This window comes from Allobosea sp. (genome assembly GCF_035944895.1).
Lineage (GTDB): Bacteria > Pseudomonadota > Alphaproteobacteria > Rhizobiales > Beijerinckiaceae > Allobosea.
Window position 1 is genome coordinate 598,276 of sequence record NZ_DASZAT010000005.1, and the last position, 25,038, is coordinate 623,313.

Below are 25,038 nucleotides of genomic sequence, written 5' to 3' on the forward strand. Positions count from 1 at the left end.
AGGGCCTGCGCTTGGATGGCGTCTAATGCCGCTCCGCTTCCGCAGGGGCAGTCTTCGTGCCGCTGCCGCGGCGTGCCCTCAGCATCGGTTCGACCACGAAATGCATGCCGACAAGGCAGATCCCGCCGACGATGAGTCCGAAGACGGCGGAGGCTGCGGCGGTGGTCAGCCATTCGAGCACGCCTGTGAGCGCCGGCCAGGCGCGCCCGACCGTGATGGCGACATCGTGAATGACATGCTCGATCCCGGCGAGCCCATAGCCGGCGAGGCCGTGGATGATGATGCCGCCGCCGACCCAGAGCATCGCCGCCGTGCCGATCGCGCTCAGCAGCTTGAGGAAGGGCGGCATGCCGCTGACGAGGCCGCGGCCGAGGAGCCGGACCGGGAGGATGCCGCTGCGTGCGAGTGCGACGCCGGCATCGTCCGCCTTCACGATCAGGGCGACGACGCCATAGACCAGCACGGTCATGCCGAGGCCGACCACAGCCAGCACCAGCGCCTGCATCCAGAAGGAGGAGGCGGTGACGCCGGAGAGCGTGATCGCCATGATCTCGGCCGAGAGAATGAAGTCGGTCTTGATCGCGCCGGCGATCTTCTGGTCTTCGAGTTCCCGGGAGTCGAGAATGTCGGTGCCACCCTCGCCGACGGCCTCGTCGTGATGCGCATGCGGCACGACGAGCTCATAGACCTTCTCGAAGCCCTCGAAGCAGAGATAGGCGCCGCCCGCCATCAGCAGCGGGGTGATCGCCCAGGGGGCGACCAGGCTGAGCACCAGCGCCGCCGGCAAGAGGAAGAGCAGCTTGTTCTTGAGCGAGCCGAGCGCGATCTTCCAGATGATCGGCAATTCGCGCTCCGCCGCGAAGCCGACCGCGTAGCGCGGCGTCACCGCGGCATCGTCGATGACGATACCGGCTGCCTTGGCGCCGGCCTTGGTCGCTTGCGCGGCGGCATCGTCGAGCGCGGCCGCGGCGACCTTGGCCAAGGCGGCGACGTCGTCGAGAAGGGCGAACAGTCCCGAACTCATGGCGGTCTCCAGGCGAGGCCGCGAGGCGGGCGGCTGCGGGGCTGATAAGCGATCCGATTTGCCCTGATATGACAGCAGCGAGGCGCCCGTAGGCAAGCGGGAGCGGATGCGGGCTTGACTCCGGAGCGGTTTGGAGTCGCTTTATGTCTGGAACAAAAAGTGAACATATGCTCCTATGGCCAATGCATCCACCCACTCCCTGGCTGTCCTGCGGCAGAGCCTCGCTCTGGCGGGGCTGGCGCGCGAGCTTGCGCCGGTGGAGCGGGTCGCGTTCGGATCGCCCTCGCTGGACGAGCCTTTGGGCGGCGGCCTCGCGCGCGCCGCTTTGCATGAGGTCTACGCCTCGGCCGGTGCCGACCTGCCTGCCGCGACGGGGCTCGCCGCGGCGCTGGCTTTACGCGCTGCCGGCTCGCGACCAGTGCTCTGGGTCCGGCAGGATTTCCTCGACGCCGAGGCCGGGCGGTTGCACCCGCCGGGCCTGGCCGAGCTCGGGCTCGATCCCGCGCAGATCCTCCTGGTCAGAGTCCGGGATGGCGAGGGGGCGTTGCGGGCAGGCGCAGAGGCGGCGCGCTGCGCCGCACTCGGAGCGACCCTGATCGAGCCCTGGGGCGCGCCGCGCCAGTTCGACCTGACCGCCAGCCGGCGCCTCGCTTTGGCGGCGGAGACCTCTGGCGTCCTGACCCTGCTGTTGCGGGTAGCGGCGCAGCCGGAGCCCAGCGCCGCCAGCACGCGCTGGCAGGTGCGCGCCTTGCCGTCGCGGGCGCGGGAGGCGGAGGCGCCGGGCGATCCCGCTTTCGGATTGCGGCTGCTGCGCCATCGCGGCGGCCTTGGTGAGCGTGAGTGGCGTGTGGAGTGGAGCCGTGACGAACGATGTTTCCGGGACAGGATCGGGAGCGAGGGAGGCAGCAAAAATGGAGCGGGAGATGCAGCGCCGCTATCTCGCCCTCTGGTTTCCCTATCTGGCGAGCGAGCGCCTGCGCCGGCGGAACTCCGCCGGGCCGGATGAGCGCCCGCTCGTCCTGGTCGAGAAGGATCGTGGCGCGCTGCGTCTCGCTGATTGCGACAAGCGCGCCGTCGGGCTCGGCCTGACCCGAGGGTTGACGCTGGCCGACGCCCGCGCCCGCATCCCGGAGTTGACGGTGGTCGAGGCCGATCCCGCTGCCGACCAGCGCCTGGTCGAATGGCTCGCCGCGCTCTGCGACCGTTTCACCCCGCTCGTCGCGCTCGATCCGCCGCATGGGCTGGTGCTCGACATCACCGGCTGCGCTCATCTTTTCGGCGGCGAGGCGGCCCTGCGCCAGCGTGTCGGCCGCAGCATGGATTGGCTCGGCCTCACCGTCTTCGCCAGCATCGCCGGCACACCGGAAGCTGCCCGCGCGCTCTCCCGCTTCGGCCGCTGCGCCATCTCGCTTCCCGGCGAGGATGAGCAGCGGACGCTGCCGTTATTGGTCTCCGCGCTGGAGGCTTCGCCGGAGACGGTGATCGCCTTGTCGCGCGCCGGGCTGAAGACATTGGGCGATCTCGCTGGCCGTCCCTCGCACACGCTTGCCGCCCGCTTCGGCGAGGCGCTGGTTACGAAACTGCGCCGCATCCTCGGCCATGAGGATGCCCGGATCACGCCCTTGCGGCCGCCGCCCGATTGCGTGGTCGAGCGGCATTTCCCCGATCCCTTGCAGGATACCGACGGGCTCGAGGAGATCGTCGCCCGGCTGCTCGGCGAGGCTGGGCGCCTGCTCGAGGCGCGCGGCGAGGGCGGGCGCGCCTTCGAGATCAGCTTCTTCCGCAGCGATGGCGCGGTGCGTCGCCTCGCGCTGGAGACCGGCCGGCCCTCGCGTGACGTCGCCGCGATCCTGCGTCTCTATCGCGAGCGCATCGACAGCCTGGCCGACCCACTCGATCCCGGCTTCGGCTATGACGCGATCAGGCTGGCCGTGCCGGTCTGCGAGCCGCTCGGCACGCCGCAAGCGAGCCTCGACGGGCGCGCCGTCGAGGAAGAGGCGGTCGCCGACCTGGTCGACCGGCTGGTCGCCCGCTTCGGCCGCGAACGCGTGCTGCGCTTCGTCGCGCAGGACAGCCATCAGCCCGAGCGCGAGGCTGTGCTGGTGCCGGTTGCGGCCCGCAAGGCGGACGAGACGCTATGGCCCGCCGCCCAGCCGGACGAGCCGCCGGCCCGCCCGCTCCAGCTGTTCGAGCCGCCGCAGCCGGTCGAGACCCTGGCCGAGGTGCCTGATGGACCGCCCTTGCGCTTTCGCTGGCGGCGCGTGCTGCACGAGATCGCCCGGGCCGAGGGGCCGGAGCGGATCGCGCCGGACTGGTGGCGCGACGGGCCCGGCGAGCACACCCGCGACTATTACCGCGTCGAGGATGCGCAGGGCCGCCGCTTCTGGCTCTTCCGCGCCGGCCTTTATGGCCGCGAGACGACCGCGCCGCGCTGGTATCTGCACGGGCTGTTCGCATGACGACTTATGCCGAACCCGTCGCCGCGACGAACTTCTCCTTCCTGCGCGGTGCCTCGCCGGGGCCGAACCTGGTGATGACCGCGTTGCTGCTCGGCCAGGCGGGCCTCGGTATCGCCGACCGCAACACGGTCGCCGGCGTGGTGCGGGCCTGGAGCGCGCTCCGTGATCTGCGCGAGGACGGACTGCCACCGCGGGAGAAGCTGCGTCAGGGCGGCAGTCCCGGCGAATATATCTGGGTCGAGAACCCGGCTTTCGCAGACCTCCCTTTTACCGCGGAATGGCTCCAGGCGAAGGCGCAGGCGTTCAAGCTCGTCACCGGCAGCCGCCTCGTCTTCGCCGACGGCACGCCCGACATCGTCGCCTATCCCGCCAATCGCGCTGGCTGGGGCCGGCTCTGCCGCCTGCTGACATCAGGCAATCTGCGCGGAGCCAAGGGCGAGTGCATCCTTTGCCTCGACGACCTCCTGAACGATGCCCGCGACCTCCTGCTGATCGTCATGCCAGAGCGCCGGCTCGACGGCTTGCCGGAAATCCTCACCCGGCTCGATGCCGCCGCGCCGGGCGCGGTCTGGCTCGCGGCCACCATGTCGCGTCGCGGCGATGATCGCCGTCGCCTTGCCCGGCTGAAGGCGATCGCGGCGCCGACCCGCACCCCGCTGATCGCGACCAATGACGTGCTCTACGACGCGCCCGAGCAGCGCGACCTGCAGGACCTGCTGACCTGCATCCGCGAGGGCACCACGATCGACAAGGCCGGCCGCCTGCTCGAGGCCAATGCTGAGCGCCACCTCAAGCCGCCGCAGGAGATGACGAGGCTCTTCAGGGAGGCGCCGGAGGCGATCGAGGAGATCCAGCATCTCTTCGGCCGTATTGAATTCGACCTTGGCGAGCTGGAATACGAATACCCGGACGAACCCATTCCACCGGGCTGGACGCCGCAGGGGTGGTTGGAGGAACTCGTCCGTCGCTGCTGCGAAATTCGGTATCCCAACGGTGTGTCGGAGAAGGTCCAGAAGCTGCTGGTTCAGGAGCTCGCGCTGATCGCAAAACTCGATTACGCTCGTTACTTCCTCACCATCCGTCAGATCGTCGAATTCGCCGAAAGTCGCGGCATTCTCTGCCAAGGGCGCGGTTCAGCAGCAAATTCTGCTGTCTGTTATGTGCTCGGGATCACGGCGGTAGACCCGGCCGAGAGCGACGTGCTGTTCGAGCGCTTCATCTCGACCGAGCGGCGCGAACCACCCGATATCGATGTCGATTTCGAGCATGAGCGGCGCGAGGAGGTGATCCAGTGGATCTACAAGACCTATGGCCGCGAGCGCGCCGGCATCGCTGCGACCGTGATCCATTACCGGCCGCGCAGCGCCATGCGCGAGGCCGGCAAGGCGCTGGGGCTGACCGAGGACGTCACCACTCGCCTCGCCTCGACACAATGGGGTAGCTGGGGCTCGGGCATCACCCGCAACCAGATCCGCCAGGCGGGGCTCGATCCCGACAATCCGGTGATCGCTCGGGCCGTGCGGTTTGCCGTGCGCCTGCTCGGTTTCCCACGCCATCTCTCGCAGCATGTCGGTGGTTTCGTGCTGATGCGCGGGCGCCTCGACGAGACGGTGCCGATCGGCAATGCCGCGATGGAGAAGCGCACCTTCATCGAATGGGACCGCGACGATATCGATGCGTTGCGCCTGATGAAGGTCGATGTGCTTGCTCTGGGCATGTTGACCTGCATCCGCAAAGCCTTCGATTTGCTGCGCCAGCATGAGGGCGAGGATTTCGGACTGGCCGATGTCCCGCAGGATAATGACGAGACCTACGACATGCTCTGCGAGGGCAAGTCCCTCGGCGTCTTCCAGGTCGAGAGCCGGGCGCAGATCAACATGCTGCCGCGCCTGAAGCCGCGAAAGCTCTACGATCTCGTCATCCAGGTCGCGATCGTCCGCCCCGGCCCGATCCAGGGCAACATGGTCCATCCCTATCTGAAGCGGCGCGCCAAGATCGAGGACGTCACCTATCCGTCGCCCTCGCCGGAGCACGGCCCGCCCGATGAACTCTATGAGGTGCTCAACAAGACGGAGGGCGTCCCGCTCTTTCAGGAGCAGGCGATGCGGCTGGCCATGGTCGCGGCGAAGTTCAGCGACATCGAAGCCAACGGGCTGCGCAAGGCGATGGCGACCTTCCGCAATGTCGGCACCATCGGCCAGTATGAGGCGATGATGGTCGAGCGCATGGTGACGCGCGGCTATGAGCGCGATTTCGCCCAGCGCTGCTTCGAGCAGATCAAGGGCTTCGGCAGCTATGGCTTTCCCGAGAGCCATGCCGCCTCCTTCGCCAAGCTGGTCTATGTCTCCTCCTGGCTGAAATGCCATTACCCGGCGATCTTCGCTGTGGCACTGCTGAATTCGCAGCCGATGGGCTTCTACGCTCCGGCCCAGATCGTCCGGGAGGCGCAGGAGAATGGCGGCGTCGAGCCGCGGCCGATCGACGTCAATTCCAGCGCCTGGGACAATCTGCTGGAGCCGGGAGGTCCGGGTTGGAAAAGCCCCTGGGCGCTGCGCCTCGGCCTGCGCCAGCTCGACAGCTTCAAGGAAGACTGGGCGGAGCGCCTCGTTGCCGCGCGCGCCGAGGGTTACCACGATGTCGAGGAACTCGTCCGCCGTGCTCGCTTGCCGGCCCGTGCCATGCGCCTGCTCGCCGATGCCGACGCTTTCCGCTCGCTCGGGCTCGACCGGCGCGAGGCGCTCTGGGCGGTGCGCCGCCTGCCGGATGACGAGGCGCTGCCATTGTTCGAGGCGGCGCAGGCGCGTGAGCTCGGTGCTGAGCAGGCCGCTGCACTGCCTGCTATGCCGCTCGCCGAACATGTCGTCGCCGACTACCAGACGGCGCGGCTCTCGTTGAAGGGTCATCCGATGGGCCTGCTGCGGCCCCGATTCGCCCGCGAGCGCGTCGCCAGCTGCGAGCAGATGTCAGCGATGCGCGACGGTACCTGGGCGAGCGTCGCCGGCGTCGTGCTGGTGCGCCAGCGTCCCGGCAAGGGCAATGCCATCTTCATCACGCTGGAGGACGAGACCGATATCACCAATGTCGTGCTCTGGGCCCGCGATTTCGAGCGCTTCCGTCGCGAGGTCATGGCGGCGCGGCTGCTGCTGGTCGAGGGCAGGGTGCAGAAGAGCCCGGAGGGCGTCGTCCACCTGATGGCGAAGCGCGTCGTCGATCGCTCGGCCGAATTGCTCAGCCTCTCCGATACCCATCGCGCCGAGATCGTGCTGACTCGCGCCGACGAGTTCCAGCATCCGCAGATCCCGCGGGCGCGCCATCCCCGCAATGTCCGGATCCTGCCGAAATCCCGCGATTTCCATTGAGGCCAACTGCCCATTCAATGCGGGCACAGACGTGACTAGATTGTCGGTTCCGCTTTCAGGACGACCGCAGGCCCAAGGAGACAGCCCATGGAGATCATCCGCGCCGGAACACGGCCATCGGCGAAAGGGCCTGGCGACTGGTTCAGCGGCACCGTCCGTATCGATCCGCTGTTCAACCCGCATGCACCCGAGCGTGTGCAGGGCGCCAGCGTCACCTTCGAGCCGGGCGCGCGCACAGCCTGGCACACTCATCCGCTGGGCCAGACCTTGATCGTCACGGCCGGCTTCGGCCGGGTGCAGCGCTGGGGCGGGCCGGTCGAGGAGATCAGGCCGGGCGATGTCGTCTGGTTTCCGCCGGGCGAGAAGCACTGGCACGGCGCCGGGCCGGAGACGGCGATGACGCATATCGCCGTTCAGGAGACCAAGGACGGCAAGGTCGTCGACTGGCTGGAGAAGGTCACCGACACCGAATATGACGGCCGCGGCCCGGCGGTGATGTGAGGCCGGCAAAGGCCTTGAATATGAAAGGAAAAGGCGGCCCTCAGGCCGCCTTCTTGCCCGCGTCGAACGGGATCTCGATATCGACGGCAAGCGTCGAGACCTGGGCGCCGCGTTCCATGCGGACGGTGACCTTGTCGTTGTCGACCTGCACATGCCTGGCGATCACCTGCAGGATCTCGTCGCGCAGCTTGGTCACGAGGTCGGAGCCATCGGAAGACAGGCGCTCATGGGCGAGCAGGACCTGAAGGCGCTCGCGTGCGGCGGGGGCCGATTGGGTGCGGAAGAAGAGACGACGCAGGTTCATGCCGCTTTCCTTCCGAAGAACTTGCCGAAGAAGCCGCGCTTCTCGCCGGGGATGGTGACGGGGAGGCTCTCGCCCTTGAGCCGGCGCACCGCGTCGAAATAAGCCAGCGCAGGGGCGCTGCGCTCATCGGCCAGCGTGACGGGCGAACCGATATTGGAGGCGCGCAGCACGTCCATGCTCTCGGGGATGATGCCGAGCAGCGGGATCGACAGGATTTCCAGGACGTCGTCGACCTTCAGCATGTCGCCGCGCTCGGCCCGGGCCGGGTCGTAGCGGGTGAGCAGCAGGTGCTTCTCCATGCGCTCGCCGTTCTCGGCCTTCAGCGTCTTCGAGTCGAGCAGGCCGATGATGCGGTCGGAATCGCGCACCGAGGAGACTTCCGGGTTGGTCACGACGATCGCGACGTCGGCATGGCGCATGGCGAGGGTGGCGCCACGCTCGATGCCGGCCGGGCTGTCGCAGATCACCCAGTCGAAATGGGTCTTCAGCGCGCCGATGACCTTTTCGACGCCCTCGGTGGTGAGGTTGTCCTTGTCGCGCGTCTGCGAGGCCGGCAGCAGGTAGAGCGTCTCGACGCGTTTGTCGCGGATCAGCGCCTGCGTCAGCTTGGCTTCGCCCTGGATGACGTTGACGAGGTCGTAGACCACGCGGCGCTCGGCGCCCATGACGAGGTCGAGATTGCGCAGGCCGACATCGAAGTCGACGACCACGACCTTGTCGCCGCCTTGTGCCAAAGCCGCGCCCAGGGCGGCGGACGATGTCGTCTTGCCGACGCCACCCTTGCCCGATGTGACCACGATGACCTTGCCCATTGACCTCTCCTAGTTCCTGGGAACGCGCCGTCTGTCGATTTAAGCCATTGATCCGGCGGTGAAGGTCTCACCTTCCAGCCAGAATTGGGCGGGCTTGCCGCGCAGGCCGGGTTCGAGCTCCTCGGCCGTCTTGTAGAAGCCGTCGATGGCGACCATCTCGGCCTCCAGCTTGCGGCAGAAGATGCGCGCTGTGGCGTTGCCGAGCGTGCCGGCCATCGCCCGGCCGCGCAGCGTGCCGTAGATATGGATAGAGCCGCCGGCGATGACCTCGGCACCGGAGGCGACCGAGCCGAGGATGGTGATGTCGCCCTCGGTGAAGATGGATTGCCCGGACCGGACTGGCTGGGTCACGACCAGCGAGGCCGGCACGCCGGTGGTTGGCAGCGGCGCTGCGGGCATGTCGGCCACGCTCTCGACGGCAGCAGGGGCAGGGGTCTCGTTGACCGGCGCGGCCGCAGGTTCCTCGATGTCGCCGGTCGCCTTGCCGCCCGACATGGCTGGCGGGAGGTCGGCGCCGAGCATGGAGGGGCGAGCGCCCTCGATCCCCATGATCCGGACATTGCGGGTGCCGAGCTTGCCGACGAGGTCGCGCAGCTGCGCGCGGTCGATTTCCAGCCCTTCGACGTCCAGCACGACCGGCCGCCGCAGGAAGAAGCCGGCGGAGCGGCCGGCGAGATCGTCGAGCCGCACCAGCCAGTCCTCGAAGGGCAGCTCGGGTGTCAGCGTCAACGCGAGATAGGAGCGCCCCTTGAGGCGGATCGGCCGGGGTTGGGTTAACACGGCGGTCATCTTGGTAAATTTTCGGTTCCCCAGATGTAGGAATCGAATGGTTAACGAGCGGTAAATTCCTGGGGCGCTTTCCGGAGGGAATGCCTCGCCAGATGCTGAGCAAGATCCAAAAAAGCGTTTATTATCAAATAAATACAAAATCTCCTGCGCCGGAGCGCGAAGCTGTGGGCGGCGAGGCGAGCTGTTGTGGAAGCATTTGTTGCCGCATGAGCGCTGCTGCGGCGCTCCATTCCCCGAAAGGGCCGATGGCTGTTGTGAATGCTGCGTTTTGCCCTGTGTCCGCGCATCCCGGACGATGGGTCCCGGCGAGGTCTGAGCTGACCGAATCGTGCGACCTGGTCAGCTCAACTGCTCGGGCGAGCGACCGATCCGCGGCTGTGCTGCCCGCCACCGAACGGATTGACTCACATGAGAGTTCATTTCAAAATCATGCACGATCCAAGATGCAGGATGAAAAGCATTGAGCGGTGCGCGCAAGATCGAGCGGGTCGTGCTCGGCGACCAGGTCTACGAGGCGATCAAGGAGCGCATCCTCGACCAGGCCCATGCGCCGGGCGAAAAGCTCAATGTCGACGGGCTGGCGCGCGAGCTGCAGGTCTCCTCGACGCCGATTCGCGAGGCGCTGGCCCGGCTCGTGGCGGAGGGGCTGGTCAAGGCCGAGCCCTTCATCGGCTTCGCCACGGCGCCGCTGCCCGACCGGCGCTATTACGAGGACGTCTACAATTTTCGCGGCGTGATCGAGCCTTGGGCTGCGGCCGAAGCAGCGCGGCGCCGGCCTGGTCCGGACGTGATCCAGACATTGCGCGGCGAGGTCGCGGCCATGATGGCGGGCGAGCCTTCGCGGGAGTACCGCAGCCATCGCGGCTTCACCGAGGGGGACGACCGTTTCCACCGCATCATCCTGCAGGCCGCCGGCAACCAGGTCGCGCTCAAGAGCTATGACGACCTGCGCTTCCACCTGCACATCTCGCGGCTCTATCTGACGCGCGAGCAGGATGTCGGCCTGACCCATCAGGAACATTTCCGCATCGTCGACGCGCTCGAAGCCGGTGATCCCGATGCCGCAAGCCAGGCCATGCGCCTGCATCTCGAAGGATCCTACGAGCGGCTGATCAAATAGCCGGACTGCCCCGAGGTCGAAAACGACCCGGTTCACCATCAGGGAGGACAAGCATGATCCTAAGACGCATCGCCGCCGCGGCCTTGATCGCCGGCAGCTTCATCGCGGGCGCGGCGCAGGCGCAGACCCTGCGCTTCGGCCACGCCAACACCACCGCCGAGATCGCCGGCGAGCTCTTCCAGGAATTCGCCGACCGGGTGAAGAAGGGCACGGGGGGCGCCGTCACCATCAACGTCTTCCCGGCCGAGCAGCTCGGCAAGGAGGTCGATCTCTTCAAGCAGGTCAAGGAAGGCGCGCTCGACCTCTCAGCCCCCTCGATGGCGGCGGCCTCCTCGCTGGTGCCGGCGCTGGAGATCCCGAGCGCCCCCTTCCTCTGGAAGGACTGGGGCGAGGCCGAGGCGATCATTCGCTCCGACGCCTTCGATCCCGTGTTCGACGAGCTGCGCGATAAGCACAACATCGTGCCGGTGACCCGCATCTGGTACTGGGGCTGGCGCAACATGACGACGCTCGACCGCGCCGTGAAGAAGCCCGAGGACATGCACGGGCTGAAGATCCGCGTGCCGGAGAGCCCGGTCTGGGTCGAGATGATCAAGGCCTACAGCGCCGCCCCGACGCCGGTGCCCTTCGGCGAGGTCTATACCGCGCTCCAGCAGAAGACGGTCGACGGCCAGGAGAACCCGATCCCGACGATCTTCTCGCGCAAGTTCTACGAGGTGCAGGGCTTCGTCGCGATGACCAAGCACATGCTCCAGAACAACATGATCGTCATCAACAAGGACAGCCTTGCCAGGCTGAAGCCCGAGCATCGCGAGGTGCTGTTCGCGGAAGCTGCCCGTGCCTCGGCGATGAACACCTATCTCCAGCAGAAGCGCGAGGCTTCGATGCTGGAGGACATCCGCAAGTCCGGCCGTTCCAAGATCATCGAGGACGTTGACCGGGACGCCTTCGCCGCCAAGTCCAAGGTCGTCGCGACCGCGATGGAAGGGCGCTGGGGCAAGGCCCATCTCGACCGCGTGCTCGCCGCGATCGAGACGCAGCGCAAGCGCTAGTCCCAGCAATGACCGGCCTCACCCTGATCCGGCGGCTCGACGACTGGTCGAGCCGCGTGGAGAACTTCGCCCTCGCCGTGCTGCACGGCACCATCGCCCTGCTGGTCTGCGCCGCTGTGGTCTTCCGCTATGTGCTGAGCGATCCGCTGACCTGGTCGGAGGAACTCATCCTCATCCTGTTCGGCTGGATGATCTTCCTGGGCATCGCCAACGCCTTCCATGCCCGCACCCACATCATCATCGACGTGATCGTGCTGTTCGCGCCGCGCTGGCTCTGCTTCGCCTTCGGCCTGCTCGCCTTCACGGCCACGGCGGTCGTGCTGGGAACGCTGACCTTCTTCTCCTGGCGCTATCTCCAGCGCGAGCTGCCCAACCTGACGCCGATGCTCGGTATCTCCGCCGGCTGGGCGATCGCGCCGCTCTTCATCGGCAGCGTGCTCTCGCTGCTGCATCTCCTGCGCAACCTGATCGACGAGGGCGTCACCGGCGTGCTCTGGTCGGACATCACCACGCGCGAGTGACGGCCATGGTGACCACGCTTCTCCTCACCTTCGCCGTCCTGCTCGTCGTCGGCACGCCGATCTGGATCGCCATGGCGGGCTCGGCCCTGCTCGCGATCTCGATGGAAGGCATCCCGCTCACCGTGGCGGCGCAGCGCATCGTCGCCGGCGTGCAGTCCTTCCCGCTGCTGGCGATCCCACTGTTCACGCTCGCGGGATCGCTGATGAACGCGTCGGGCATCTCCGAGCGCCTGTTCAGTTTCACCAAGGCGCTGGTCGGCCATATCCGCGGCGGCCCGGCCCATACGCTCGTCGTCGGTGAGGTCTTCCTCTCCGGCATCTCCGGCTCGTCGGTGGCGGACACCGCCGCCGCGGCGCGGGTCTTCGTGCCGCAGCTCGAGAAGATGGGCTATCCGCGCGCCTTCGGTGCGGCGCTCTCGGCCATCGCCGGCACGCTCGGCCCGATCATCCCGCCGTCGATCCTGATGGTGGTCTATGCCTGGCAGGCCAATATCTCGCTCGGCAAGCTCTTCGTCGCCGGCATCGTACCCGGCCTCGTCATGGCCGGCTGCATCATGGCGACGATCGCGATCCTGGCGCTGAAGCGCGACTTCAAGCCGGCCGGCGCCTTCTCGCTCGGCAATCTCTGGAAGGAGTTCAAATACGCTTCGCTCGCGCTGCTGATGCCGGTTCTGATCATCGTCGGCTTCCGCGCCGGACTGTTCACCGCGACCGAGATCGCCGGCGTCGCCGCCGCCTATTCGCTGGTCGTCGGCATGTTCGTCTACCGCTCGATCAGGCTCGCCGACCTGCCCGCGATCCTGGTCGGCACGGCGCGCGAGACGGCGGTTATCCTCGCCATCGTCGCGGCGGCCTCGCCCTTCAGCTGGATCCTCGCGGTCGGCCAGACGCCGCAGCTCGTCACCAGCTATATGAGCTCGATCTCGACCGATCCGCTGGTCGTGCTGCTGATCCTGAACATCGCCCTGCTGATCGCCGGCATGTTCATGGAGACGATCGCGATCATGATCATCCTGGTGCCGATCCTGCTGCCGCTGCTGATGTCGCTGCAGATCGATCTCGTGCATTTCGGCATCGTGCTGCTGGTCAATCTCGTCATCGGCCAGGTCCACCCGCCGGTCGGCGTGCTCTGCTTCGTCGCCATGGCAATTACGAAAGTCCGGCTCGGGCCGCTCTTCCGCGAGCTCTGGCCCTTCCTGATCGCGCTGCTCGTCGCGCTTGCCATCATCACCTATGTGCCCGCGCTCAGCCTCTGGCTGCCGCATGTGGCCGGCTTCTGAGGGACATCCATGACCAGGATCAGCGAAGTCGAGATCGTCGAGTTCTCGTTCAAGGCGAGGAATATCGGCCGCTCGGCCGAGAACGCCCGCGCCATCTACAATATCGGCTACAAGCCCAATTCCGAGCTGGAGCTGACCAAGTTCGCCGTCGTCATCCGTAGCGAGGACGGCGCCGAGGGACAATATGTCATGCACTGGGGCGGCACCCGCGCCACCATGGCGCAGACGCTCTCGCTCGCGCCCAACATCCTCGGCCGCAACCCGGATCACCGCGAGGAGATCTGGAACGACATGAAGCGGGAGCTGCGCCAGCATGACGGCATGGGCATCGGCCCGATCGACATCGCGCTCTGGGATCTCGCGGGGAAACGCTTCGGCGCCTCGGTCTCGCAACTGCTCGGCGGTTTCCGCAGCAAGCTCAAGACCTATGCCTCGACCTATCACGGCGACCGCAATGGCGGGCTCGACAGCAAGGAGGCCTTCGTCGACTTCGCCGAGGCCTGCTACGATCTCGGCTACCGCGCCTTCAAGGTCCATGGCTGGCATGATGGCGATGCGCGCGAGGAGGCCGCCAACGTCCTGCATGTCGCGAAAGCGGTCGGCGACCGCATGACCCTGATGCTCGACCCCGCCAATGAGCTCAGGACCTTCGCCGACGCGCTCTATGTCGGGCGCGCCTGCGACGAGGGCAACTACTTCTGGTACGAGGACCCGATGCGCGATTGCGGCGTCTCGGCCTTCGCCCACAAGAAGCTGCGCGAGATGCTGAAGACGCCGATCCTGCAGACCGAATATCTGCGTGGCTTCGAGCCCAAGGCCGATTTCCTGATCAATGGCGGCACCGACGCGCTGCGCTCCGATCCCGAATACGATCTCGGCATCACCGGCGCGATGAAGATCGCCCATCTCGCCGAGGCCTTCGGCGTCGATGTCGAGATCCATGCCTGCGGCCCGGCCCATCGCCACTGCATGGCGGCGACCCGCAACACCAATTTTTACGAGCTGGCGCTGGTCGGACCGGATTGCCCGAACGCGGTGCCGCCGGTCTATGCCTGCGGCTACAGCGACCAGCTCGACGGCGTCGGCAAGGATGGCTGCTTCCCGGTCCCGACCGGGCCCGGCCTCGGCGTGACCTATGACTGGGACTATATCCGCGCCCATGAGACGGCACGGGAGGTGTTCAAGCTCTAAGGCCCCGCGGAGTTTGCACACTTTCGCGCCTTCGATTCGATGATATCACCTGCGTGGGGAGAGGCTTTGGGCTCCACCCCATCCCGCATCTGGCTTCGTCGATCGGCGCTATGAACTCTACCTCGGGACATGACCAAGGCATCACGGTCGCTTCCGGATCCGCCACCGGCCCGATCGTCGCCCTCGGTGAGCCTCTGAGCTTCTGGGGCGGCGTCGATCCGGCGACGGGGATGGTGATCGACGTGCACCATCCCGCCCATGGCGCCTTGCTCGCCGGCGCAGTGGTGCTGATGCCGACCAGCCGGGGCTCCTGCTCAGGCTCCGGCGTGCTGCTGGAGCTGGCCCTCTCCGGCAGGAATCCCGCCGCACTGGTCTTCGCAGGCCCCGAGGACACGCTGACGCTCGGCGCGATCGTCGCCTCCGAGATGTTCGGGCGCCGCATCCCGGTCATCCGCCTGTCCGAAGCGGCTTTCGCCATCCTCTCCTCTGCACGGCACGCGACGATTACGCCGGATGGCGTGTCGGCTGATGACGGGCGGGTACGCATCCCTCTCGCCGCCGCAGCGGATGCCGGGCTGCGATTGTCCCCTGCCGACCGAAGCATGCTCGATGGCAAGGACGGGATCGCCGCCCAGCAGGCAATGCGCATCCTCGTCGCCATGGCGAGCCAGCAAGGGGCAACCGAGCTCCTCGATGTGACGCGGGCGCATGTCGATGGCTGCATCTATGCCGGCCCGGCCAATCTGGTCTTCGCCGAGAAGATGGAGGAGCTTGGCGCACGCGTCCGCATCCCGACGACGATGAACGCGATCTCCGTCGACCATGCGAACTGGCGCCGCCAGGGCGTCGCGCCCGAGTTCGGCGAGCCGGCGGCGCGCCTTGCCGACGCTTATGTCCGCATGGGCTGCCAGGCGAGCTTCACTTGCGCGCCCTATGCCCTGCCTGAGCCACCGGGTTTTGGCGAGGCGATCGGCTGGTCGGAATCGAATGCGGTGATCTTCGCCAATTCCGTGCTCGGCGCCCGCACCGCCAAGCATCCGGACTTTCTCGATTTCTGCATCGCCGTCACCGGCCGCGCGCCGCGCGCCGGCGCCTTCCTCGACGAGGGGAGGCGGGCGAGGCGAGGGGTCAAGGTGGAATTGCCGGAAGGTGCCGACTCGGCCGCCTGGCCGCTGGTCGGTTATCTTACGGGCCTGGCCTCGCCCGACCGGATTCCATTGATCAGGGGCCTGGCAAAGACGCAGCCGACGCGAGACGATCTCAAGGCGCTCTGTGCCGCCTTTGGCACGACCTCGGCGGCGGCGATGCTCCATATCGAGGGCATCACGCCGGAAGCGGACGGTCTCGGCGGCGTCCCCGAGGACGAAGTCGTCATCACGCGCGAGCACCTTGCCGTCGGCTGGCGCAAGCTGAGCGAGGGGCCCTCGGACGTTGATCTCGTTGCCATCGGCAGCCCGCACGCTTCGCTCGACGAATGCCGGGCGTTCGCTACGCGGCTGGGCGGTTGTCCTGTCGCCGCGACGCTTTCCGTCATCATTACGGCGGGGCGGGAGGTGATCGCTGCGGCGCAGGCCGACGGCACGCTGGCGAAGCTCCGGCAAAGCGGCGTCGAGATCATCCCCGATCTCTGCTGGTGCTCGATCACCCGTCCGGTCTTTCCGGAGGAGGCGAAGGTGGTCCTGACCAACTCCGGAAAATACGCCCACTACGGGCCGGGACTCTCCGGTTGCGCCATCAGGCTGGGGACGCTCGACGACTGCGTTGACGCGGCGTTGACGGGTGCAGCTCCGACGCGGCTCCCCACCTGGCTGGCCTGAGCCTTCGCTGTCGGCGGGCTTGACGGTGCGGCACGGCCTTATAGGGTGGCCGCGATCGAGGTTCTCCGGATTGCATCCGGAGCTAAGAGGGAATTCGGTGAGGCGCACTTGCGCCAAAGCCGAGGCTGCCCCCGCAACTGTAAGCGGCGAGCTCTCCGTCCATCGTCCACTGGCGCCGACAGCGCCGGGAAGGCCGGGCGGAAGCGGCACTGACCCGCGAGCCAGGAGACCTGCCCCGGTCGTCGAAGACGTCTTTCGGACGGGGTGTTCCGGAGCTGTGTGTCGATGGCGGCGATGCCCTCCATCCATCCACGCCCCTGCGCAATTCCCCGCCTGCCATCTCGGGGAGCGATGAGACCCATGTTCACGAAGACCGTCCGCGCCGTCGCGCAGAGCTTGACGGCTGCGTGCAGCCCATCCTATCAGAAATGCAACATTGTTACATTTGAGGCTTGTCCCTTGCCGGCTACCCGTCTTCTCGCCCGCCTGCTGAAAGCGTCCGTCGCGGCACTCTTCGGCACCGTGATCGCGGGTGCCGCTCTGGCGGCTCCGACACAATATCCGCTGACCCTTGAGAATTGCAGGGAGAGCGTGACCTTTGCGGCCCCGCCCAAGCGCGTCGTCGCGATCGGTCAGACCCAGACCGAGATCCTCTACGCGCTCGGCCTTGGCGATCGCGTCGTCGGTACGGCGGTCTGGTTCTCGCCGGTCGCCAAGCCCTATGAGGCCGTCAACGCCAAGGTGAAGCGCCTCGCCGACAATGATCCGAGCTTCGAGGCGGTGCTCGCCGAGGAGCCCGACCTCGTCACCGCGATGTTCGAATGGCATGTCGGGCCGAACGGCATCGTCGGCAAGCGCGACCAGTTCGCCAAGGTCAAGGTGCCCACTTACGTCTCGCCGACAGATTGCGTCGGCAAGGACAATTCCGGCGCCGGCGACGGCGTGCGCACCCAGATGTTCACGATGGAGCTGGTCTATCGCAACATCCGCGAGTTCGGGCAGATCTTCGACGTTTCCGACCGAGCCGAAGCCCTCGTCGCCGAGTTGAAGGCGCGCGAGGACAAGGCTGTCCAGGCCGTCGCCAGCCTCAAGGCCAGGGATGTGCCGGTCGTGGTCTGGTTCTCCAGCCGGGATATCAAGGGCGACGGCTTCATGGCCGGCAAGAACGGCGTGCCGGCCTATATCCTGTCGAAGCTCGGCGCCCGCAACATCATCACCACCAATGAGGAATGGCCGCTGGTTGGCTGGGAGAGCATCGCCGCCGCCAACCCCGCGGTGATCGTCACCGTGAAGATGGATCGCCGCCGCTTCCCGGCCGACGACATCGAGAAGAAGCTCGATTTCCTCAAGACCGACCCGGTCGCCAGCAAGCTCGATGCGGTGAAGAACCAGCGCATCGTCATCATGGATGTCGGCGCCACCCGCGCCGGGCTCGACACGGTCGACGGAATCGAGGCGCTCGCTAAGGCGATCTCCGGCTTCGGCCTCGCCCCTTGAGCCACGCTGCCCACGGCCCGAACTGGCCGGCGCGGATCGGCATCGCGCTGGCGTCGTTCGTCGCGCTCACCGTCTCGGTGGCGCTGGCGGTGACGATCGGCGAGATGCGCATCCCGTTCGATACGGCGCTGCGGGCGCTCGGCAACGGGCTGTTCGATCTCGATTTTCCGGTCAGCGCGATCCAGCAGGGCGTGATCTTCGATTACCGCCTGAGCCGGGCGCTGATGGCGGGCTTGTGCGGCGGAGCGCTCGCGCTCTCGGGCGCGATTCTGCAGGCGCTGCTGCGCAACCCGCTGGCGGAGCCGTACGTCCTCGGCATCTCTGCCGGCGCCTCGACCGGCGCCGTCGCCGTGCTGATCCTCGGCGTCGGCATCGCCGGCACGGCGCTGAGCGTCTCGGCCGGAGCCTTCATCGGCTCCTGCGCTGCGCTCGCCGTCGTCGCGCTGCTGGCGACGGGGGCGGGCGGGGCGAGCGATCGCGTCATCCTCGCCGGCGTCGCGACCTCGCAGCTCTTCAATGCGGCGACCGCGACCATCGTGACGACGATGGCCAGCGCCGAGCAGGCGCGCGGTGTGATGTTCTGGCTGCTCGGCAATTTTGGCGGCGTGCGCTGGCCCGATCTCTGGATCGCCGCACCGGTCGCCTTCATTGGCTTCGGCATCTGCATGCTGCACGCCAAGGCACTTGACGCCTTCGCCTTCGGTGTCGATGCCGCCGCCTCGCTCGGCGTCGCGGTGACGCGAGTGAAGGTCGTACTCTTCGCCACTACGGCCGTGATGACCGCGGTGATGGTCTCGATCGTCGGCACGGTCGGCTTCGTCGGTTTGATCATTCCCCATGCCGCCCGCTTCCTCGTCGGTTCCGGCCATGCCCGCCTGCTGCCGGCCTGCCTCGTCATTGGGGCGATCTTCATGATCCTCGCCGACATCCTGTCGCGCGTGCTGATCCCGCAGCAGATCCTGCCGATTGGCGTGGTGACGGCGCTGTTCGGCGCGCCGGTCTTCGCGCTGATCCTTTATCGCGCGAGGCGTGCCGTATGACGCTCGCGACGCGTGAAGTGCGCTGGGGCGCCGCCGGCCGGATGATCGTCGACGGGGTGACGCTGCAGGCGGCGCCCGGCCGGGTGCTCGGCCTGATCGGCCCGAACGGCTCCGGCAAGTCGAGCCTGCTGCGCCTGCTCTGTCGCCTGCGCAATGTCGCGAGCGGGGTGGTCACGTTGGATGACCGTGACATTGCCGCCGTGCCACGGCGCGAGCTCGCCCGGCGTCTCGCCTTCGTCGAGCAGCAGGCGACGACCGAGATCCAGCTTTCGGTCTGCGACGTCGTCCGGCTCGGCCGCACGCCGCATCGCGCCGCGCTGGCATCCTGGAACGATGCCGACGAGGCGGCCGTGAACGAGGCGCTGGCGCGGGTCGGGCTCACCGAGCGGCATGACCAGCTCTGGCACACGCTTTCGGGGGGAGAGCGCCAGCGGGTCCATATCGCCCGCGCGCTGGCGCAGAAGCCGAGCGAGCTCATCCTGGACGAGCCGACCAATCATCTCGACATCCAGCACCAGCTCTCGATCCTCGGCCTGGTCCGCCGTCTCGGCATCACCTGCATCATGGCGCTGCACGATCTCAACCTCGCGGCGATGTTCTGCGACGAGATCGCATTGCTGCACGAGGGGCGATTGCAGGCTGCGGGGGCGCCGGGCGAGGTCCTCACGACCGAGGCGATCCAGCGCATTTTCGGCGTCGCGGTCTCGATCCGCGAGGGAGCGTCGGGACGCCGTCATATCGAATATCTGATCGAACCGGAACGGAGGCAGTCATGAAGCCCGCTGAGGCGCAGGCAGAGGTTTCCGACTACTGGACCCGGCGCGCGCCAGCATTTGACGGCGTCGCCTCCCATATCGCGCAGGCTTCGCTCTGGCGGGATGTCCTCGCGGCCGCCTTCGAAGCGGACGGCGCGAAGGACGTCGTCGACCTTGGCACCGGCACTGGCGCCTGTGCGCTGATCGCAGCATCGCTCGGACATCGCGTGCGAGCCTGCGACGGCTCGGAGGGCATGCTCGCCGTGGCCCGGCAGGCGGCCGAGGCCTCCGGGCTCGACGTCGCCTTCGAGCAAGACCTGATCGAGGACGCATCGTTCGCGCCAGATACCGCCGACATCGTGACACTGCGCAATGTGCTCTGGACGCTGCCTGATCCGATGGCGGCTCTGCGCAAGGCACACCTTATCTTGCGCTCCGGTGGGCTCGTGCTCGTCTCCGACGGTCTATGGTCGACCGCCGCGCAATATCGCTCGACCTATCCCGAGATGCTCGCCGCCAGCCTGCCGCGCCATGACGGGCTGACGGAGGAGGATGCGAGGGTGATGCTGACCGAAACTGGTTTCGGTCCGGCGCAGAGCTGGCAACACCTGTTCCCGGCCTCGCCCTATCCCGGCGACGTGCCGATGTTCGTGCTGACGGCGAAGAAGGGCTGATGCTCGCCATGGGCGACCTCGCGCACCAGGCTATTTTCCCGCCTGGCGAGCATAGGCATGCGGGCTTGCGCCCATCTCCGCCTTGAACGCGAAGATGAAGGCCGAGGCCGAGCCGTATCCCAGCTCCATCGCGGTCTGCGTCACCGACATCCCGCCACTGAGCAATTCAATCGCCCGGAACAGACGCAAGCGGCGCTTCCATGAACGCAGCGGCGCACCGATCTCGGCCTCGAACCGCCGCGTCAGGGTCCGGCTCGACAGGCCGAGTTCCCGGGCCCAGTCATCGGCACTGCGCTCGTCGGCCGGGTCCAGATAGAGCGCCTCGCAGAGTGCGGCGAGGCGGCCGTCGCGTGGCCAAGGCAGGGCTGTTGGCAAGGTCGGGGCCCGCCGCAACTGGTCGAGGATGAGGGTCACCACCCGGCTGCCATAGCCGTCGCTGTCGTCCTGCCCCTCGATCGCCGCGGCTTCGACGATCAGGGCCTTGAGCAGCGGCGACACCGCCAGCACCGTCGGCGCGAGCGGCAGGCCGCTTCCGGCTTCGGTCGCGATCCAGAGGCTCCGGAATTCCGCGCCGAGCAGCGATCCCACGCGATGTGACACACCTCTCGGCAGCCAGGCCGCCTGATCGGGCGAGGTGGTGAAGGTCTGTCCGACCGTGGAGACGGTCAGCACCCCGTCGATCGCGTAGACCAGCTGATGCCAGTCATGGGCGTGCTCCAGGAAATGATGCCGGGGCGGAATCGATTGCGCCCGCATGGTCATCGGTCGCGGCGGCAAGGCATCCGGCGGGGTAGTGATGATCGACCAGCTCATGGCATCCCCGTTTTGTCTGATATTCTATATTTTTTGGCAAAGCATCGAAAGAAGGTCAGCGGGCTTTCTGATAGGCGATGGGAATGGCAGGCGAGGCGCGATGCGCTTGCCGCAACCGGTTCGTCTGCGAGGGGACCTTGCCGATGCCTGATACCGATCGTCGTGGCTTGCCGGTCTCGACCGGTTCTCCGGAGGCTGCACGCCTTTATCGCGAAGGTGTCGATCTGCTGCTCTCCGCATGGCCGGGTGCGATCGAAGCCCTGCAGCAGGCGATCGAGGCGGATCCGGACTTCGCGCTGGCTCATGCCGCACTGGCACGTGCGCTGGCCGTGCGCGCTCAGCCCGTGGAGGCTGCCGCTCGCATCGCCCTGGCATCGAGGATCGTCGAGCTCAACGGAACCGCGCGCGAGCGCAGCCATGTTGCAACGCTTGCTCTCGCGATCGCGGGGCAAGGCGCCAAGGCACTCGATGCGGCGCTCAAGCATGCGGAGAGCTGGCCACGCGACGTCATCATCCTCTCGCTGCCACTGGGGGCCTTCGGCCTTTTCGCTTTCTCCGGGATGAGGGGACACGATCAGGCCCGGGTCGATCTCTGCGAGCGCTACGCCCGGAGCTTTTCTGCGGATGACTGGTGGTTCCTGACCTATCGCGGCTGGTCCCATGCCGAGAATGGCGCGGTCAGGCTCGGACGCGACCTTGCGCAGCGGGCCGTCGAGCTACGCCCGGCCAATGCCAACGGGGCGCACGCCCTGTCCCATGCGATGTTCGAGGACGGGGCGGCCGACGAGGCGGAGGCTTTCGTCGGCGGCTGGCTGCCGAGCTATGACCGCTCCGGCATCCTCCACGGCCACATCGCCTGGCACGAGGCGTTGTCGGCGCTTGAGCGCGGCGATTCCGCCCGGGCGATTGCGATCTACGAGCAGCACGTCCAGCCATCGGTTTCACTGGGCGCACCGATCAACATCATGACGGATGCGGTCTCGCTGCTCTGGCGCCTGCAGGCCTACGGCCATGAGGTGCCGGCCGGGATGTGGGAGCGCGCCAGGTCCTACGCCCAAACCAGGTTCGCCAAGCCAGGCTTGGCCTTCGTCGATGCCCATCTCGGCCTGGCGGATGCGGCAACCGGCAACAAGCGCGCGGCTGTAGAGCGTATCGACGCGCTGACCAGCCTTGTCGAAGTCGGCACGCTCGTGGCCGGCCCCGTCGTTCCGGCGATCTGCCGGGCGGCACTCGCATTCGCGCAGAGTGACTATGCCGGTTGCGTCCGCATCCTCGAACCCCTGGCCGGCGAGGTGGCCCGGATCGGTGGCAGCGGCGCTCAAAGGGAAATCTTCGAGGACACGCTTTTGCTCGCCCTGATGCGCAACGGTGAGGTGGTCAAAGCGCGGGACCTGCTCGATAAGCGCTTGCATCGCCGACCTTCGCCGCGTGACATCGCCTGGAAAGCCCAACTCGCCGCATGACCACGATATCCACTCTTCCGGACGCCGAGGCGGCGATTTCGCTTCGGCAGGAACGCAGCAATGTCCTGCGGCTGGCGATCTGCCAGGCCCTCGCCGGCGCCAATGCCACCGTCGTTTTCGCCACGGGCGCGATCGTCGGCGACATGCTGGCGCCCAGCAAGGCGCTCGCGACATTGCCGGTCTCGATCTTCGTCGTCGGAATGGCGCTCTGCACGCTGCCGGCCGGCGCCATCGCGCAGCGCTACGGCCGCGGCAGGGTGTTCATGCTAGGCACCGGCAGCGGTGTCCTCGCCGGTGTGCTGGCAAGCCTCGCCATGCTCGTTCAATCGTTCTGGCTGTTCTGCCTCGCCACCTTCTGCGCCGGCGTCTATGCCGCGGTCGTCCTGTCCTTCCGCTTCGCCGCGACCGATTGTGCCGCGCCGGAGCGACGCCCGCGCGCCTTGTCGGCGGTGATGGCGGGCGGCGTCTTCGCTGGGGTCATCGGCGCGCAATTGGTGACGCTTACGATGAATCTGTGGCCGCCTTATCTCTTCGCTGCCACCTATATCGGCCAGGCGGCTGTCGCGGCGCTCTCTGCCCTCATCCTGCTCGGCGTCAAGCTGCCGATGCCGACCGCAGCGGAACAGGGCGGCGGCGGCCGGCCCCTCGGCGTGATCGTGCGTCAGCCCCGCTTCATCCTCGCGGTGATCTGCGGGGTCGTCTCCTACCTCTTGATGAACTTCCTGATGACGGCGGCACCGCTGGCGATGAAGCTCTGCGGGCTCTCCCAGGAATCGGCCAATCTCGGGCTGCAATGGCATGTCATCGCCATGTATGGGCCAAGCTTCTGGACCGGGCGCCTGATCACGCGCTTCGGCTCGGCGAAGGTCGTCGCCGCCGGTCTCGCCCTGACCGGCGCGGCCTCGACAGTCGGCTTGTTCGGTATCGACGTCACGCATTTCTGGGCGTCGCTGATCCTGCTCGGCCTGGGCTGGAATTTCGGCTTCGTCGGCGCCTCGGCCATGGTGCTGGAATGCCATCGCCCGGAGGAGAAGGCGCGCGTGCAATCCTTCAACGATTTCGCGGTGTTCGGCACGATGGCGGTGGGCTCCTTCCTCTCCGGAGGCCTGCTCTCCGCCTTCGGCTGGAACATGGTGCTGATGCTGTCCTTCGCGCCCCTGCTCGTCGCGATCCTGGCGCTTGCCGCCGGGCGTCGCGCAACGGCCTAGCGCTGTCGAGCCGGCCCGCCTGGTCGAGGCGGGCATGGCGACCGCGGATGAGGCGCTACTTGCCCGGCCTTATCCGGAGTTTTGAACGATTATACATATAAACTATTGTAATTGCTTGGATTTTTGATCTCGATTAAGCTGCTCGCGTATTCGCCGCAGCTTATCGTTCCGAGCCTTTTCCCATGAACAGCCAGTCTCTCCTGCCGGTCTCGATCGGCTCTGGATGCCGCGATCGCGCCCGCGGTCTGCCTCGCCCTGTGGCGATGCGGCCGACACGGACCGTCGGCAGTGCCACGGTCTTCAAGGGCGAGACGGAGATCGGCATCGAGCATCATGGCGAGCTCTATCGCCTCAGGATCACGCGGCAGGGGAAGCTGATCCTGACCAAGTGACGGCCGCCCTCGGGGCGCATCGCCGCAGATCAGATGGCCGCCTCGTGCGGCCGCGACGGCTCGATCCGGCCATGCCGCGGACGGGCCGGCAACCGCAAGGGATCGAAACCATGACCAGCGCCACTGAAACAGGCGTGCCGGACGGGCGCCTGCCGAAGCGCCAGCGCCACAAGGTGGCGCTGCGGCGCCTCGACGTCCTGCGCGTGACCGATCTCAGCCCGTCGATGCGACGGGTGACACTGGGCGGCCCTGAGCTCGAGGGCTTTACCAGCCTCGGCTTCGACGACCATGTGAAGATGTTCTTCGCAGCGCCTGGCGAGATGAACCCGGTTCTGCCGATCGTCGGCCCGGACGGATTGGCCTTCCCCGAAAGCGGCCCGCGGCCGCTGGCGCGAGACTTCACCCCGCGGCGGCATGATCCGCAGGCGGGTGAGCTCGATATCGACTTCGCTCTGCTGCATGAAGGTCCGGCCAGCAACTGGGCGGCGCAGGTCAAACCGGGCGATTCCGCCTGGATCGCCGGTCCGCGCGGCTCCTTCATCGTTCCCTTCGATTTCGACTGGCACCTGCTCGTCGCCGACGAGACCGGGCTGCCCGCTCTGGCGCGGCGTCTGGAGGAGCTGCCGCAGGGCAGCCGGGCTCTTGCCCTGATCGAGGCTGGTGGAGCGAGCGAAGAGCTGCCATTGCATCGCCCGGCCGGCATCGAGGTGATCTGGGTTCATCGGGCTGCGGGCGCGGAAGCGGGTACAGCACTGCTTGCCGCCTTGCGCACTCAGGCATTCCCGGTTGGCGACTACTTCGCCTGGCTCGCCTGCGAATCCAGTGCCGCCAAGCAGCTGCGCAGCGTCCTCGTCGATGAGCGCGGCGCCAATCGCAAATGGGTCCGCGCCCATGGCTACTGGCGCCGCGGCGCCGTCGCCGTCCACGACAATTTCGACGAGTGAGGCGGCCGACCCGCCATACAACG

The 25,038-nt window shown here is 67.2% G+C and carries 24 protein-coding genes and 1 riboswitch; of the genes, 19 read left to right on the forward strand and 5 right to left on the reverse strand.

The genetic code is table 11. The features are described from left to right. Positions 1–22: 22 nt before the first annotated feature. The gene (locus VGV58_RS05210; RefSeq protein WP_326872909.1) at positions 23–1,024 is read right to left on the reverse strand and encodes a DUF808 domain-containing protein; all 1,002 of its coding nucleotides are present in this window, start codon (positions 1,022–1,024) and stop codon (positions 23–25) included. A 175-nt stretch (positions 1,025–1,199) separates the two neighbouring features. Between VGV58_RS05210 and VGV58_RS05215 the strand changes: the two genes are divergently transcribed. From VGV58_RS05215 to VGV58_RS05230, 4 genes are all read left to right on the forward strand, one after another. Beyond that, positions 1,200–2,030 (forward strand): ImuA family protein, encoded by an 831-nt coding sequence (locus tag VGV58_RS05215; RefSeq protein ID WP_326872910.1) that lies wholly within the window; start codon positions 1,200–1,202, stop codon positions 2,028–2,030. Next, positions 1,948–3,483 (forward strand): Y-family DNA polymerase, encoded by a 1,536-nt coding sequence (locus tag VGV58_RS05220; protein WP_326872911.1) that lies wholly within the window; start codon positions 1,948–1,950, stop codon positions 3,481–3,483. Before VGV58_RS05215 ends, VGV58_RS05220 begins: the two co-directional genes overlap by 83 nt. Then, positions 3,480–6,842, forward strand: coding sequence for an error-prone DNA polymerase (locus VGV58_RS05225; protein WP_326872912.1), 3,363 nt, complete (start codon positions 3,480–3,482; stop codon positions 6,840–6,842). The genes VGV58_RS05220 and VGV58_RS05225 overlap by 4 nt, the downstream gene beginning before the upstream one ends. An 87-nt stretch (positions 6,843–6,929) precedes the next feature. Beyond that, positions 6,930–7,343, forward strand: coding sequence for a (R)-mandelonitrile lyase (locus tag VGV58_RS05230; protein WP_326872913.1), 414 nt, complete (start codon positions 6,930–6,932; stop codon positions 7,341–7,343). A 40-nt stretch (positions 7,344–7,383) separates the two neighbouring features. On the opposite strand, the gene minE is transcribed toward VGV58_RS05230, so the two are convergent. The 3 genes from minE to minC are packed head-to-tail and all read right to left on the reverse strand — an operon-like array spanning position 7,384 to position 9,248. Continuing rightward, entirely contained in the window at positions 7,384–7,647 is a 264-nt protein-coding gene (minE, locus tag VGV58_RS05235; RefSeq protein WP_326872914.1) for a cell division topological specificity factor MinE, read from the reverse strand. Continuing rightward, a complete protein-coding gene (gene minD, locus VGV58_RS05240) occupies positions 7,644–8,459 on the reverse strand; it encodes a septum site-determining protein MinD (protein WP_326872915.1) in 816 nt (271 codons plus the stop codon). The genes minE and minD overlap by 4 nt, the downstream gene beginning before the upstream one ends. Before the next feature lie 39 nt (positions 8,460–8,498). Beyond that, positions 8,499–9,248, reverse strand: a complete 750-nt coding sequence (gene minC / locus VGV58_RS05245) for a septum site-determining protein MinC (protein ID WP_326872916.1) — start codon at positions 9,246–9,248, stop codon at positions 8,499–8,501. A 92-nt stretch (positions 9,249–9,340) separates the two neighbouring features. Here minC and VGV58_RS05250 point away from each other — a divergent pair, with 92 nt between their 5' ends. From VGV58_RS05250 to VGV58_RS05300, 11 genes are all read left to right on the forward strand, one after another. Next, a complete protein-coding gene (locus VGV58_RS05250; protein WP_326872917.1) occupies positions 9,341–9,712 on the forward strand; it encodes a hypothetical protein in 372 nt (123 codons plus the stop codon). Beyond that, a complete protein-coding gene (locus VGV58_RS05255; RefSeq protein WP_326872918.1) occupies positions 9,709–10,368 on the forward strand; it encodes a GntR family transcriptional regulator in 660 nt (219 codons plus the stop codon). Before VGV58_RS05250 ends, VGV58_RS05255 begins: the two co-directional genes overlap by 4 nt. Before the next feature lie 53 nt (positions 10,369–10,421). Next, positions 10,422–11,420 carry a TRAP transporter substrate-binding protein gene (locus VGV58_RS05260; protein WP_326872919.1) on the forward strand — a complete coding sequence of 333 codons (999 nt, stop codon included), beginning with the start codon at positions 10,422–10,424 and terminating at the stop codon, positions 11,418–11,420. 8 nt (positions 11,421–11,428) lie between these two features. Beyond that, entirely contained in the window at positions 11,429–11,941 is a 513-nt protein-coding gene (locus VGV58_RS05265) for a TRAP transporter small permease (RefSeq protein ID WP_326872920.1), read from the forward strand. 5 nt (positions 11,942–11,946) lie between these two features. Beyond that, positions 11,947–13,221, forward strand: a complete 1,275-nt coding sequence (locus VGV58_RS05270) for a TRAP transporter large permease (protein ID WP_326872921.1) — start codon at positions 11,947–11,949, stop codon at positions 13,219–13,221. 9 nt (positions 13,222–13,230) lie between these two features. After that, positions 13,231–14,412: an enolase C-terminal domain-like protein gene (locus tag VGV58_RS05275; RefSeq protein WP_326872922.1), complete on the forward strand. Its 1,182-nt coding sequence runs from the start codon at positions 13,231–13,233 to the stop codon at positions 14,410–14,412. A gap of 110 nt (positions 14,413–14,522) precedes the next feature. Further along, the gene (lhpI, locus tag VGV58_RS05280; RefSeq protein WP_326872923.1) at positions 14,523–16,229 is read left to right on the forward strand and encodes a cis-3-hydroxy-L-proline dehydratase; all 1,707 of its coding nucleotides are present in this window, start codon (positions 14,523–14,525) and stop codon (positions 16,227–16,229) included. Between the two features lie 41 nt (positions 16,230–16,270). Then, a riboswitch (cobalamin riboswitch) is annotated at positions 16,271–16,481 on the forward strand. A 207-nt stretch (positions 16,482–16,688) separates the two neighbouring features. Beyond that, positions 16,689–17,726: an ABC transporter substrate-binding protein gene (locus VGV58_RS05285; RefSeq protein WP_414643869.1), complete on the forward strand. Its 1,038-nt coding sequence runs from the start codon at positions 16,689–16,691 to the stop codon at positions 17,724–17,726. 35 nt (positions 17,727–17,761) lie between these two features. After that, positions 17,762–18,766 (forward strand): FecCD family ABC transporter permease, encoded by a 1,005-nt coding sequence (locus tag VGV58_RS05290; RefSeq protein ID WP_414643909.1) that lies wholly within the window; start codon positions 17,762–17,764, stop codon positions 18,764–18,766. Beyond that, positions 18,763–19,542 carry an ABC transporter ATP-binding protein gene (locus VGV58_RS05295; RefSeq protein ID WP_326872925.1) on the forward strand — a complete coding sequence of 260 codons (780 nt, stop codon included), beginning with the start codon at positions 18,763–18,765 and terminating at the stop codon, positions 19,540–19,542. Before VGV58_RS05290 ends, VGV58_RS05295 begins: the two co-directional genes overlap by 4 nt. Further along, positions 19,539–20,195 (forward strand): class I SAM-dependent methyltransferase, encoded by a 657-nt coding sequence (locus VGV58_RS05300; RefSeq protein ID WP_326872926.1) that lies wholly within the window; start codon positions 19,539–19,541, stop codon positions 20,193–20,195. The genes VGV58_RS05295 and VGV58_RS05300 overlap by 4 nt, the downstream gene beginning before the upstream one ends. A 30-nt stretch (positions 20,196–20,225) precedes the next feature. Here VGV58_RS05300 and VGV58_RS05305 read toward each other — a convergent pair whose 3' ends face one another. Continuing rightward, positions 20,226–21,008 (reverse strand): AraC family transcriptional regulator, encoded by a 783-nt coding sequence (locus VGV58_RS05305; protein WP_326872927.1) that lies wholly within the window; start codon positions 21,006–21,008, stop codon positions 20,226–20,228. Positions 21,009–21,151: 143 nt separating this feature from the next. On the opposite strand from VGV58_RS05305, the gene VGV58_RS05310 reads away from it, so the two are divergent. The 4 genes from VGV58_RS05310 to VGV58_RS05325 all read left to right on the forward strand — a co-directional run bounded on the left by VGV58_RS05310 (position 21,152) and on the right by VGV58_RS05325 (position 25,015). Continuing rightward, complete coding sequence (locus VGV58_RS05310; protein WP_326872928.1) at positions 21,152–22,471, forward strand: tetratricopeptide repeat protein; 1,320 nt, start codon at positions 21,152–21,154, stop codon at positions 22,469–22,471. Then, positions 22,468–23,679 carry an MFS transporter gene (locus VGV58_RS05315; RefSeq protein WP_326872929.1) on the forward strand — a complete coding sequence of 404 codons (1,212 nt, stop codon included), beginning with the start codon at positions 22,468–22,470 and terminating at the stop codon, positions 23,677–23,679. The genes VGV58_RS05310 and VGV58_RS05315 overlap by 4 nt, the downstream gene beginning before the upstream one ends. 182 nt (positions 23,680–23,861) lie before the next feature. After that, a complete protein-coding gene (gene hemP / locus VGV58_RS05320; protein WP_326872930.1) occupies positions 23,862–24,071 on the forward strand; it encodes a hemin uptake protein HemP in 210 nt (69 codons plus the stop codon). A 110-nt stretch (positions 24,072–24,181) separates the two neighbouring features. Then, a complete protein-coding gene (locus VGV58_RS05325) occupies positions 24,182–25,015 on the forward strand; it encodes a siderophore-interacting protein (protein WP_326872931.1) in 834 nt (277 codons plus the stop codon). Positions 25,016–25,038: the final 23 nt, after the last annotated feature.